Origin of the sequence: Microbacterium sp. JZ37 (assembly GCF_035188445.1) — a bacterium.
Taxonomy (GTDB): domain Bacteria; phylum Actinomycetota; class Actinomycetes; order Actinomycetales; family Microbacteriaceae; genus Microbacterium; species Microbacterium barkeri.
Window position 1 is genome coordinate 2,005,683 of record NZ_CP045253.1, and the last position, 12,426, is coordinate 2,018,108.

General features: G+C 72.8%; 9 protein-coding genes. 1 reads left to right on the top strand and 8 read right to left on the bottom strand.

The window, feature by feature from the left end; genetic code table 11:
* Positions 1 to 6 precede the first annotated feature (6 nt).
* From GC092_RS09245 to GC092_RS09260, 4 genes are all read right to left on the bottom strand, one after another.
* Positions 7 to 2,046 carry an acyltransferase family protein gene (locus tag GC092_RS09245; protein WP_324011526.1) on the bottom strand — a complete coding sequence of 680 codons (2,040 nt, stop codon included), beginning with the start codon at positions 2,044 to 2,046 and terminating at the stop codon, positions 7 to 9.
* Positions 2,047 to 2,134: 88 nt separating this feature from the next.
* Positions 2,135 to 3,229 carry a branched-chain amino acid aminotransferase gene (locus tag GC092_RS09250; RefSeq protein ID WP_324011528.1) on the bottom strand — a complete coding sequence of 365 codons (1,095 nt, stop codon included), beginning with the start codon at positions 3,227 to 3,229 and terminating at the stop codon, positions 2,135 to 2,137.
* A gap of 31 nt (positions 3,230 to 3,260) precedes the next feature.
* On the bottom strand, positions 3,261 to 4,313 hold the full coding sequence (locus GC092_RS09255; protein WP_271171647.1) for a 3-isopropylmalate dehydrogenase: 1,053 nt from the start codon (positions 4,311 to 4,313) through the stop codon (positions 3,261 to 3,263).
* 40 nt (positions 4,314 to 4,353) lie between these two features.
* Positions 4,354 to 5,883 (bottom strand): MFS transporter, encoded by a 1,530-nt coding sequence (locus tag GC092_RS09260; RefSeq protein WP_324011530.1) that lies wholly within the window; start codon positions 5,881 to 5,883, stop codon positions 4,354 to 4,356.
* A 101-nt stretch (positions 5,884 to 5,984) separates the two neighbouring features.
* Here GC092_RS09260 and GC092_RS09265 point away from each other — a divergent pair, with 101 nt between their 5' ends.
* On the top strand, positions 5,985 to 6,527 hold the full coding sequence (locus tag GC092_RS09265) for a TetR/AcrR family transcriptional regulator (protein WP_324011532.1): 543 nt from the start codon (positions 5,985 to 5,987) through the stop codon (positions 6,525 to 6,527).
* A 51-nt stretch (positions 6,528 to 6,578) separates the two neighbouring features.
* Here the strand turns inward: GC092_RS09265 and serA are convergent, their stop codons facing one another.
* The 4 genes from serA to GC092_RS09285 form a co-directional block, all read right to left on the bottom strand.
* On the bottom strand, positions 6,579 to 8,171 hold the full coding sequence (gene serA, locus GC092_RS09270) for a phosphoglycerate dehydrogenase (protein WP_324011533.1): 1,593 nt from the start codon (positions 8,169 to 8,171) through the stop codon (positions 6,579 to 6,581).
* Positions 8,172 to 8,316: 145 nt separating this feature from the next.
* A complete protein-coding gene (locus tag GC092_RS09275) occupies positions 8,317 to 8,661 on the bottom strand; it encodes a M48 family metallopeptidase (RefSeq protein WP_324011534.1) in 345 nt (114 codons plus the stop codon).
* Positions 8,658 to 9,176, bottom strand: coding sequence for a DNA polymerase III subunit gamma/tau (locus GC092_RS09280; protein ID WP_324011535.1), 519 nt, complete (start codon positions 9,174 to 9,176; stop codon positions 8,658 to 8,660). Before GC092_RS09280 ends, GC092_RS09275 begins: the two co-directional genes overlap by 4 nt.
* Before the next feature lie 17 nt (positions 9,177 to 9,193).
* Positions 9,194 to 12,418, bottom strand: a complete 3,225-nt coding sequence (locus GC092_RS09285) for a lamin tail domain-containing protein (RefSeq protein ID WP_324011536.1) — start codon at positions 12,416 to 12,418, stop codon at positions 9,194 to 9,196.
* Positions 12,419 to 12,426: the final 8 nt, after the last annotated feature.

The following is a 12,426-nucleotide window of genomic DNA, read 5'->3' on the forward strand; positions in this document are numbered from 1 at the left end:
GCCAGCCTATCCACGACCGTCCACCGCGGAGTCGATCGCCTCGGCCAGGGCGCCGCCCATCGCCTCCGCGAAGGTCGCGGTGAGGTGGTGCGAGTCGCGGTAGACCAGCAGCCCGCCGAGGATGGGCGCGCAGGCGGGCTCCTCGGAGGGGGCGCCGTCGATGGGCGCGCAGAAGTACGGCAGGAGGTCGATCTCCTCCGCGCGCGTCTCGCGGGCGACCTCCCTCACCGCGTCGCGTCCCGCCCCGCGGACGGCCTCCGACTCGGGGACCGCGCACACGGCCGCGTGCTCGAGGTTCATCGCGAGGCAGTCGAGCGGGCTCGTGCCGAGATCCGGCGTGTCGGCGAGGAGGAGCACGCGCGTCTCGGGCAGCGCGTCGACGACCTCGCGGAGGCCGTCTCGCCACGCCTGCCCCGCGTCGACGCCGTCCGGCACCTCCTCGTCGGCGTAGTTGGCGAGCACGAGGACCTCCGGCGGGTCCTCCCTGAGCTCGTCGAGCACCGCGCTGCGCCAGCGGTCGCATGCGCCGAACGCACTGCCGTCGAGCACGTGGCGCGCCAGCGCCGACGAGCAGCGGCTCTTGGTGTGCGTCGTGAGCGCCATCCCCCGCTCCTCCGCGGCGCGGAGCACCCCCGGGACCCAGTGCGCGGCGTGCGAGTCGCCCCAGAGGACCATCCGCTCGTCCCCTTCGCCGAAGGAGCACGGGCGCGGGCGCTCCTCCTGATAGCCGAGGTTGCATCCGTCGTCGTACACCTCCGACTCGTCGTCGGGAGCGTCCGCGAGCCCCGGTTCGAGGTTGGCCGGGACGACGGGCGTGACCTCCGGAGGGACGGCCGGCTCGGCGTGGGCGACCCGCGTCTGCGTCGCGAGCGCGGGCTCGGGCGCCACGGCCAGCGCGGTCCCCGCGGCCAGCGCGACGGCCGCCGTCGCGCCCGCCGCCGAGAGGAGCGTCCGGCGCGGCCGTGCATCGACGAGCACCCGCGCGCGGCGCGTCGGCTGCTCCACGAGCCGGAACAGGGCCCACGCGACGGGGATGCTCGCGACGCCGAGAGCCGCGGGAAGCCAGGGAAGGCCGGGGGCCAGCAGCGCGCCGGCCACGATCAGCGGCCAGTGCACGAGATAGAGCGAGAACGAGATCTCGCCGACGAAGACGAACGGCCGGTTGCCGATCACGGCACCCGCGCTCCCCCGCGGGGGCGCGTCCTGCCCGATCCCCGCGAGGATGACCGCGCCGGTCGAGAGGACAGGCAGCAGCACGAGCACGCCCGGGAACGCGGAGGACTCTCCGATGAGCGCGATCGCCGCGACGATGCCGGCGAGGCCCGCCCAGCCGAGCGCGGCGCGCACGAGTCCGGGGATGCGCGCGACAGCGGCGGCGGGTACGAGCGCGATGAGCGCGCCGACGGCGAACTCCCACATGCGCGTCCAGAGCGCGAAGAACGCCCACGGCTGCGACACGGGCGTGAGGGCGACGACCGCGGCGAGGGATCCCGCGAGGACGATCCCGAGCGCGACGGCGACCGCCCGGCGCGCACCGCGCCGGCCCCCGAGTCGGCGGCCGACGGCCCACGCGGCGAGCAGCAGAGCCGGGCAGACGAGGTACCACTGCTCCTCGACGCCGAGCGACCAATAGTGCTGGAAGAGCGACGGCGTCTCGTCGCCGAAGTAGTCCGCGTCGCGCACGGCGAACGCGTAGTTCGGCACGAACAGGGCCGAGGCGACCGCGTCGGCGAGGAGCGTCTCCCGCCGGAGGGGCGAGACGATCCCGTACGCGCCGACGACCGTGAGCACGACCACGACGAGCGCCGCGGGGAGGATGCGGCGCGCCCGGCGCGCCGTGAACGCCGGCAGGTCGATGCGGCCGGTCTCCGCCAGCTCGCGCACGAGGAGGCCGGTGATGAGGAAGCCCGACACGACGAAGAACACGTCGACGCCGATGAACCCGCCCGGCGCCCAGGTCGCGCCCGCGTGCTGCGCCACGACGGCCAGCACGGCGATGGCCCTGAGCCCCTGGATGTCTCGACGGAACCCGGCGCGGCGCATCATCCCGACAGGGTGCCGTCCGCAGGTGAACGGACGGTGATGCGCGACACCCGCCCCGGCATCCCGGGCGGGCGTCGCGGCGAGCGGGCGCTCAGGCGTCGAGGCGGTACAGCCACCCCTTCGTGTCCTCGCGGCGCCCGTACTGGATGTCGGTGAGCTCCTCGCGCAGCGAGAGGCCGAGCTCGCCGAGCGGCTGGGCGTCCTCGAAGCCCTCGCCCTTGAGCGCGCCGATCGGCGTGACCACCGCTGCCGTGCCGCACGCGAACACCTCGGTGATGTCGCCCGACGCGACGCCGTCGCGCCACTCCCCGAGCGAGACCGCGCGGCGCTCGACCGCGAGGCCGCGATCGGCCGCGAGCTCGAGGAGCGAGTTGCGGGTGATGCCGTCGAGGATGCTGTCCGACGCCGGCGTGACGAGCGTGCCGTCCTTCTTCACGAAGACGATGTTCATGCCGCCGAGCTCCTCGACGTTCCCGTCGGCGTCGAGGAAGACCACCTGGTCGCACCCCTTCTCGTACGCCTCGGCCTGAGGAAGGAGGCTCGAGGCGTAGTTGCCGCCGGTCTTCGCGGCGCCCGTGCCGCCCTTCGCGGCGCGCGCGTAGTTCTCGCTCAGCCAGATGCTGACCGGCTTCACACCGCCCGTGAAGTACGAGCCGGCGGGGCTCGCGATGAGGCAGTACGTGTACTTGTGCGCGGGGCGGACGCCGAGGAACGCCTCCTTCGCGAACATGAACGGGCGCAGGTAGAGCGTCTGGTCGGCCTTCTCGGGCACCCAGGCGCCGTCGACCGCGATGAGCTCGCGCAGAGACTGCAGGAAGTACTCCTCCGGAAGCTCGGGCATCGCGAGGCGGCGCGCGCTGCGCTGCATGCGGCGCGCGTTCTGATCGGGCCGGAACGTGTAGATCCCGCCGTCGGCGTGGCGGTAGGCCTTGAGGCCTTCGAAGATCTCCTGCGCGTAGTGGAGCACGGCGGCGGCGGGCGACAGGCTGATCGGACCGAAGGGCTGCACGCGCGGACGGTGCCAGCCGCCCTTCACCGACCAGCAGATGTCGACCATGTGGTCGGTGAAGATCGTGCCGAAGCCCGGGTTCTCGAGCAGCTCGGCGCGCTGGGCGGGCGAGACGGCGGCGAGGTTCTTCGTGACCGCGAAGTCGAGAGACGGGAGCGTGGTGTCGGTGGTCGTCATGTGCGGATTCCTGTCTGCGCGTCGGTGGGTGTCAGGCCTTCAGGCGAGACGCGATCGCGTCGCCGATCTCGGCGGTCGAGCGCTTCTCGCCCGTGCGGGCGGCGATGTCGTCCTCGATCGCGCGCGACACGCGATCGGCCGCGTCCTGCAGGCCGAGGTGGTCGAGCAGGAGGGCGATGGAGCCGATCGCCGCGGTCGGGTCGGCCTGCTGGGTGCCCGCGATGTCGGGGGCCGAGCCGTGCACGGGCTCGAACATCGAGGGGAAGTCGCCGTCGGGGTTGATGTTGCCCGAGGCTGCGAGTCCGATGCCACCGGTGACGGCGCCGGCCAGGTCTGTGAGGATGTCGCCGAAGAGGTTGTCGGTGACGATGACGTCGAAGCGACCCGGGTTCGTGACCAGGAAGATCGTCGCGGCGTCGACGTGCAGATAGTCTACGGCCACGTCCGGGTGCTCCCGCGCGACCTCGTCGACGATGCGCTGCCACAGGCGGCCCGCGTTGACGAGCACGTTCGTCTTGTGCACGAGCGTGAGGCGACGGCTGCGGCGCTCGGCGAGCGCGAACGCGTAGCGCACGACGCGCTCGACGCCGAACGCGGTGTTCACGCTCGTCTCGTTCGCGACCTCGTGCGGGGTCCCCTGGCGGATCGAGCCGCCGTTGCCGACGTACGGACCCTCTGTGCCCTCGCGCACGACGACGAAGTCGATGTCGCCGGGCTCGGCGAGCGGGCCGTCCTGCCCGGGGTAGAGCTTGGACGGGCGGAGGTTCACGTAGTGGTCCAGCGCGAAGCGGAGCTTCAGGAGCAGGCCGCGCTCGATGTTCGCGCCCGCGAGCCGCGGGTCGCCGGGCGTGCCGCCCACCGCGCCGAGGAGGATCGCGTCGTGCGCCTTGATGGCGTCGAGGTCGTCGTCGGTGAGCGTGTCGCCGGTCTCGAGGTAGCGGCCCGCTCCGAGCGAGAAGCGGGTCTTCTCGAAGACGACGTCGCCGCCCGCGGTGACGGCGTCGAGCACCTTCTCGGCCTCGGCGATGACCTCGGGGCCGATCCCGTCACCGGGGATGACGGCCAGTTTCACGACGCGGGGCATTGCTCTCCTTCGGATGTCTCGGCATCCGCCGGGGCTCCGGTCAGTGCGACGCGTGCTCCCGGCGTCCTCCCAGGGTAGTCGCCGCGATCGCCATCGCGAGCACGACGAGCCCCGCGCCGATGAGCGACGTGATCGTCACGCCGCCGTCGAACGCGGTCGCCGCCGCGGACCGGAGCGCCTCTCCCGCCGCTCCCCCGACGGAGTCCGCGGCGTTCATCGCTCCGGCGAGCGTCTCCTCGGCATGCAGCGCGAGCTCCGCGGGGATCCCCTCCGGCACGACGAGGGTCGAGCGGTACCACCACGTGAGGATGCCGCCGAGGATGGATGTGCCGAGCACGGCACCGAGCTCGTACGCGGTCTCCGAGACGGCGCTCGCGGCGCCCGCCTTCTCCGCGGGAGCGTTCGCGAGGATGAGCTCCCCCGACACGGTCTCGGCCGCGCCGATCCCCGCGCCGAGGAGCGCGAACCCGAGCACGAGCATCCCGACGTCGTGTGCGCCGACGAGCGCCACGATGAGGTACGCCGCGAGCGAGAGCAGGAGCGCCGACGGGATGACGATCGACGCGCGCACACGCCGCGCGATCGGCGTGACGATGAAGCCGCCGGCGATCGAGGTGAGGGCGCCGGGCAGGAGCGCGAGGCCCGCGATCATCGGGCTCAGGCCGACGATCATCTGCAGGTGCTGCGACACGAAGTAGAGGAAGCCCACCATCGCGATGACGCTGAAGAGGTTCACGAGCATCGAGCCGCTGAACCCGGCCCGCGCGAACAGCGACATGTCGAGCATCGGCTGCGTCATCCGCAGCTGCCGGCGCACGAAGAGCCATCCGAACAGGGCGCCGATGACGACGGGAGCGCCGCCGGCGAGACCGTGCACGGCGATCTCCTTGATGCCGTAGGCGAGGGGCGCGAGCGCGAGCATCGAGAGCAGGATGCTCGGGAGGTCGATCCGGCCGGGGTTCGGATCGCGGCTCTCGCTCACGAAGAGCGGGGCGAGCACGAGCATGAGGACGAGCATGGGCACCGCGAGCAGGAACACGCTCTGCCACGGGAAGTGCTCGATGAGGAAGCCGCCGACGATCGGGCCGAGCGCCCCGCCCGCGGAGAACATGCCGGCCCACACGGCAACGGCGATGCGCCGCTGGTTGCGCTCGGGGAACAGCGAGCGCAGGAGCGACATGGTCGACGGCATGAGGGTCGCGCCGAACAGGCCCATGACGGCGCGCGCCGCGATGAGCCATCCGGCTGTCGGGGCGAAGGCCGCGAGGACGGAGACGACCGTGAACCCGATCGCGCCGGTGAGGAGCAGCAGGCGGCGCCCGAACCGGTCGCCGAGCGATCCCATCGTCACGAGGAGCCCCGCCAGCACGAGCGAGTACGCGTCGATGATCCAGAGCTGCTCGGCGCTCGTGGGCTCGAGCTCCTTCGCGATGGCGGGCAGCGCGAAGTTGAGGATCGTGTTGTCGATCGACACGAGGAGCACGGGGAGCATGAGCACCGCGAGCGCGGCCCATGCCCGCCATCCGGCGCGCTGCGTCGTCGTGGGCTGGGTCGTCGTGCCGGTCGTCATCTCATCCGCCTGTCTCAATTACTGTACCGTCCAGATGGTACAGTAACTGCCATGGCTGTGCACGCCCTGGGCAGCGCGCGCCGTGTGAGAGGCTCGTCTGCATGAGCCGCCCGCCCCGCGCCAGAGAGAAGGTCCTCGACGCCTTCGAGAGCATCCTCCTCGAGGAGGGCGAGAGGGCGGCGACCCTCGAGGCGGTCGCGCGCCGAGCGGGCGTGTCCAAGGGCGGTCTGCTCTACCACTTCGGCTCGCGGGACGCGCTCGATGCGGGCCTCGTCGACCGGCTCCGGCTGCTCGCGGCCGACGACATGGCGGCCCTGCACGACGCACCCGAGGGGCCGATCTGGTACTACATCGCGACCTCCGCGCACGTCGGCGGCCCGTTCGACCGGGCCATCTCCGCCGTCGGCCGCCTCGCGCACGGCGGCAATGCGCTCGCGCGCGGCGCGCTCGCCGAGCTCCGCGACGCGTGGGCGGCCGCCATCCGCCCGCACGTGCGCGACGAGGCCGCCCTCGAGCTCGTGCTCCTGCTGAGCGACGGCCTCTACGTGAACTCCGCTCTGCTCAACGACGTTCCGAGCCCGGTCCCCACCGGCGAGGCCCTGGAGGCGCTCATCCGCCTCGTCGAGGGGGCGACGCGCGCCTGACCACGCGCGAACGCCCCCGCCCGACGGGCGGGGGCGTTCGGTGCGCCGGGGTCAGGCCTCGGCGATCTCGATCTGCCGGATGACCGACGCCTCGATCGCCTCGCCGACCTCGGCGAGCAGGTCCTCGGGGACGCGCGAGTCGACCGTGAGCACCGACAGGGCCTGGCCGCCGGCCGAGCGGCGCGCGATCTGCATGCCCGCGATGTTGATGCCGGCCTCGCCGAACTTCTGGCCGTAGACCGCGACGATGCCGGGGCGGTCGGTGTAGAGCATGACGATGTGGTGCTTCTCGATCGGCACCTCGATCTCGTGGCCGTTGATGCCGACGATCTTCTGCACCATCCGCGTGCCGGCGAGCGTCCCCGCGACCGTGAGCACCGTGCCGTCCGACAGCGCACCGCGCAGCGTCGTGAGGTTGCGGTACTCGGGGCTCTCCTTCTCCACGATGAGGCGCGTCTCGATGCCGCGCTGCTCGGCGAAGACGGGGGCGTTCACGTACGAGACGTTCTCGCTCACGACGTTCGACAGGATGCCCTTGAGCGCGGCGAGGCGGTAGACGCTCACGTCGTAGTCGGCGAGCTCGCCGCGCACCTCGATGTCGAGGCTCGTGAGCGCCGACGTGGCGAGACCGCTGAAGACCTGGCCGAGCTTCTCGACGAGCGCGATCCCGGGGCGCACGAACGGGTCGATGACGCCGCCGGCGACGTTGACGGCGTCGGGCACGAGGTCGCCCTCGAGCGCGAGCTTGACCGACTTCGCGACCGAGATGCCGGCCTTCTCCTGCGCCTCCGACGTCGACGCCCCGAGGTGCGGCGTGACGACGACGTTCGGCAGGGCCGTGAGCTTCGTGTCGGTCGGCGGCTCGCTCGTGAAGACGTCGAGGCCGGCGCCCGCGATCTCGCCGTTCACGAGCGCGTCGTACAGCGCGTCCTCGTCGATGAGGCCGCCGCGCGCGACGTTCACGACGTACGACGTCGGCTTCATCGCCTTGAGCTGCTCGGCGCCGATCATGCCCGTCGTCTCGGGCGTCTTCGGCATGTGGATCGTCAGGAAGTCGGCCTGCGCGACGAGCTCGTCGAGGCTGAGCAGCTCGACGCCCAGCTGCTGGGCGCGCGCGCTCGTGACGTACGGGTCGTATGCGACGACGCGCATCCCGAAGCCCTGCATCCGCGCGGCGACGAGGGCGCCGATCCGGCCGAGGCCGACGACGCCCAGCGTCTTCTCGAAGAGCTCGACGCCCGTGTACTTGCTGCGCTTCCACTCCCCGGCGCCCAGCGAGGCGCGCGCGGCCGGGATGTGGCGGGCGAGGCTGAGGATGTGACCGCACGTGAGCTCGGCGGCCGAGATGATGTTCGACGTCGGCGCGTTCACGACCATGACGCCGGCGGTCGTGGCGGCCTTGATGTCGACGTTGTCGAGGCCGACGCCGGCGCGGGCGACGACCTTGAGCTTCTTCGCGTGGCCCAGGGCCTCCTCGTCGACCTTCGTGGCCGAGCGGATGAGGATGGCGTCGGCGTCCGCGAGCGCGTCGAAGAGCGCGGGGCGGTCGGTGCCGTCCACATTGCGGATGTCGAAGTCGGGGCCGAGCGCCTCGATCGTTGCGGGAGAGAGTTCTTCGGCGATGAGCACGACGGGCTTCGGCACGGATGGATCCTTCGATGCGGATGGGCGCGGGCGCGCGGGGGCGGGTTCGACGCGCCACACGCCGTGGGGGCGCGACGGCGACCACTCTATCGGAGCCGCGCGCCCTGCTCTCGCCGGGCTCGTCATCCGGCGACGCGGGGGCCGGTCAGAAGAGGTTCGACGGGTTCGACGTGAAGGCCTGCATGTCGAGCCAGAACACGGCCGTGACCGCGAGGCCCGCGAGCAGCGCGACGGCCAGCCATCCGATCCCCCGTGTGCGGCCCAGGCCGAAGGCGATCGCGAACGCCGCGATCGGCACGAGAACCGCGAGCAGCAGCACGCCCCATGCGACGGCCGACAGCGAGATGCCCTGCGCCGAGGTGGTCTGCACGAGCGTCACGAGGTAGGTGATCGCGCTCCACACGGCATAGGCGTAGAGGAGGGCGAACGCCCCGGCGACGACCGCGACGAGCCATCCCGGTGTCCTGCGCTCCTGCGTCGTCGAGGTCACTGTCCGACCACCCCCACCATCACGAACGGCCACGGCACGAGCAGCACGATTCCCGCGGCGAGCCACGCGAAGCGCCGCCAGAGCGGCGCGCGGCGCGTGCCGAGCCAGGTCACCGCGAACCACAGGAGGGGCGACGCGATCGCGAGCCACATGCTGCCCTGGAACATGAAGTCCGCCACCGCGTTCGTGCTCTGCTCGATGCGCTCGCGCAGGCGCGTCGCTCCGAGGAACCATCCGATCGTCCACAGGAGGTAGACGCCGCCGATCACGCCGAGCGAGACGAGCGCGACGTTCCCGAGCGGGGCGGCCTCGTCACCGGCGTCCGCCGTCGTGACGGCGTCCCGCCCCTTCCCGACGGCGCGCCATCCCGCCGGCAGGACAGACGGGTCATCCTTCTCGCCGGGTGCGTCCGGCGCGGCATTCTCGCCGGGCTCTGCCGCGGTCTCGGAGCGCGCGTCGAGCGTGGGGTCGTCGTCGCCCTCCCAGCGGAGGGCGTCATCGTCGCGGGACGGCATGAGCCCAGGCTATCGGCTCACGGCGCCGCGATGCGGAGGCCGCTCGTGGCGAGCCCCTTCGGGTACTGCAGGCCGACGGACACGCGGAAGTCGTCGTCGGCGACGTCATAGCGCCCCTGGACGCCGGCCTCGACGATCCGCCACGGCCGATCGGTCGCGAGCGTGGTCTCGCGGCCGTCGTCGGCCACTGCCTGCGGGTAGTCGAACGGCGCGCTCGCGTGCTCCCCGAGGGTCACCGAGATCGTGTCGACGGCGATCTCTCCGGTCGCGAGCGACACCTGGAGGAGCCGCTGGAAGCCGGTCGCGCGCATCCCCGTCTCGGTGCGGAACTCCTGGTAGTCGCCCAGGATCTCCACGACGTCGTGGCCGGGGATGCCTCCCGCGTCATCCGTCTCGATGCGGGCGAGCCCATGATAGTGGCCCGACAGCACGAGGACGACGCTGCGGTGCGGGGCGACGATGCGCTCCCACAGCTCGTCGGCGCGCGAGACCCACCTGTTCTCGGTCGCCCGCTCGGCCGAGCCGCTCGCGCCCTCGGGCAGCAGATGCTCGTGCGTCGCGACGATGATGTTCGCGCGCGGATGCTCCGCGATCACGCGCTCCGCCCACGCGAGCTCGCGCTCGGCGTACGCGTAGGGCAGAGACAGCACGATGAACTCCGCACCCTCGCGTGTGAAGGAGGTCCAGTTCGCGCTGCCGTCATCGGAGGCGATGGACCCTCCGTACCAGGGGGCATCGGCGTAGCGGTGCGGGCCGAAGTGCTCGTTGAAGAGATCGTTCGTCGCTCCGCGCTTGTTGTCGTGGTTTCCCGGGAGGACGCTGTTCGGGATGCCCGCCGCGTCGAGCTCGCCCTGGGCCGCCGACGCGACGGCGAACTCGCGACGCGCACGCTCCTCGCCCTGGTCGGGGTCGACCCAGTTCTGGACGAGGTCGCCCGTGTGGACGGCGAACGCGATGTCGCGCGGCCCGGCGTTCGCCGCGATCCACGCCGTCTGCTCGCGGTACACCTCCGGGTGGGCCTCGCTGAGGTACTGCGTGTCGGTGAGGTGGCTCACGGCGAAGTCGTAGGTGCCGGGAGCGGCGAGACCGTCGGCGGCGTCCGCGATGGCGGGGCCGCTCGGCACGACCTGCACGAGCAGGCCGGTGGTCCCTTCGGGCAGCGTGCCGGAGAGCGTCACCGTGCCGTCGTCAGCGGCGGCCTCCTCGTCGATCGCGTGCCAGCGCCCGGCGGCCCATGCCGAGAGCCGCGCGGGGGCCGGACCGGCGACCTCGCCCGACCAGGTGGCCGTCCCGTCGGCAGCTCGCGCGAGCTCGAACCGCACGTACGGGTGCGCCCATCCGTCGTCGCTCGCCGCGAGCCGAGCCGTCTCGAGCGCGGCGGGCCGCTCCCCCGCCGCTGCCTCGGCTGTGAGGGCCCCGCCCTCGCTCGCTCCGGTGAAGGCGCGGGCGACGACCGGATCGATGCCGTCGACGGCCTGCGGCTCATCCGCCGCTGCCGCGACCGCGCGAGCGGCCCGTGCGCCATCGGCCGGCGTGGCCGCGGCGATCCGGAGCGCAGCCTCGGCTGTGAGCTCTCCGACGGGCGTCTCGTCGTGGAGGTCGAGCCCGCCCGGGCTCGACGGCCCGCCTCGGAAGTCGTTCGCATCGTCGCCCGTGAAGCCCACGCGCTGCCAGGTCTCGCCGGCCAGGCGGTCGACTCCGAAGGTCGACAGGGCGAGCCCCTTCGTGCACGGGCTCACGACGTCGTTCGACGCGTCCTGCTCGTTGCGGTGGAAGATGCCGACGCTGTCGACGCGCTCTCCGGCAGCGTCCTCGATCCACACGCCCGATCCCTGGTAGCCGAGGGCCGTCGCGTACACCGCGTCGGCGCCCTGCGCGGCGCGGGTGCCCTCGAGCGCCGCGAGCCAGGTCTGCCCGGGCGCGAGCCGGACGCCGGCCGGCACCTCGATGAGCGGCGTCCGCTCGCGGAAGCCGTCCGGCGCGCACGCGCGGATGCGCCATCCGCTCAGGTCGACGACGGCGTCGCCGTAGTTCGCGAGCTCGACGAGATTGTGCCGCTCGGCGCTCGGCAGCTCCGGGTCGGTCGCGACCTCGCTCAGCGCGACGCCGGGGTCGCCGTACGCGAAGGCGGTCTCGAGGCGGTCGTCGGCCGTCGCGTTCTCGCGACCCGGCGTGCGCGGGGCGATGAGGAACTCCCCCGTCTCCTCGTGCCGCTGCCAGCTCTCGCCGCGCAGGTGGTCGAGGACCGACGGCAGCTTCGCGTCGCCCGTCTGGCAGGCCGTGTCGGCGTGGTTCGAGACGCTCACGCCGTCGACGCGTGCGCCGTCGGCATCGACGAGGAGCACGCCCGACACGGTGTCGGCGAGCGAGGTCGTCGTCCGCATGTCGACGTCGCCGCGGAATCCCGGGCCGCCCACGACCAGGCGCTCGCCCTCCCGCAGCTCCGTCCCGTCCGCGAACCGCGCCTGCAGCGTCTCCGGAGTGAGCGCGCCCGTGCGCGTGCAGCGGTAGAGCGCCCAGCCAGAGAGGTCGACGTCGGCGACGGCGCGCAGCTCGACGAGGTCGTCGTCACGTCCGCCGGGGCCCGCGCTCGCGACCTCCGAGATGAGCGCCCGCGGCTCGGCCGGCTCGACAGCGGGCGCGGCGGCCTCACGCGGCGTCGCGCGGGTGCGCACGAAGTCGGCGGCCAGGTCGCCCGTGCGCGCGACCCGCTGCCAGCTCTCGTCGAGCGCGGCCCCGAGCGCATCCGGGACGTTGCCGGCCGCGCTGCACTCGCTCTGCGTCGGCCACGGCTCGGACGGATACGCCGCGAAGGCGTCCACGGCTCGCCGCCGGGCATCCTCGAGCACGAGCCCGTACCCCTCGCTCGAGAAGGGCCCGCGCATCGCGACGTCGGCGTCGACGCCCGTCCCGACCGTGATCCGCTCGCCGGGCTCGAGGACGACGCCAGCGAGGTCGACCTCGTGGTCCGCCTCCGCGAGGCGCGTGCCGTCGCCCGTGCAGCGGTGCACGCGCCATCCGCTCAGGTCGATCGCGTGCGGCGACAGATTGCGCAGCTCGAAGAAGCTCGCTGCGGGGTCGTCCGGCGTCCCGGCGCCCACCTCGTCGATGACGATGTCGCCGTCGGTCGGCGCGGCGACGGCGCTGGATGGCGCGGGCGTCGCGCACGCGGGAACGAGGGCCGCGGCGAGCGCGAGGAGAGCGAGGGAGCGGTTCCGGCGGAGGGCACGAGAGCGCGTCACGCGATGAG

Coding starts and splice junctions, on each gene's coding strand:
- GC092_RS09245 (WP_324011526.1), bottom strand. CDS start 2,046: ATGATGCGCCGCGCCGGGTTCCGTCGAGACATCCAGGGGCTCAGGGCC.
- GC092_RS09250 (WP_324011528.1), bottom strand. CDS start 3,229: ATGACGACCACCGACACCACGCTCCCGTCTCTCGACTTCGCGGTCACG.
- GC092_RS09255 (WP_271171647.1), bottom strand. CDS start 4,313: ATGCCCCGCGTCGTGAAACTGGCCGTCATCCCCGGTGACGGGATCGGC.
- GC092_RS09260 (WP_324011530.1), bottom strand. CDS start 5,883: ATGACGACCGGCACGACGACCCAGCCCACGACGACGCAGCGCGCCGGA.
- GC092_RS09265 (WP_324011532.1), top strand. CDS start 5,985: ATGAGCCGCCCGCCCCGCGCCAGAGAGAAGGTCCTCGACGCCTTCGAG.
- GC092_RS09280 (WP_324011535.1), bottom strand. CDS start 9,176: ATGCCGTCCCGCGACGATGACGCCCTCCGCTGGGAGGGCGACGACGAC.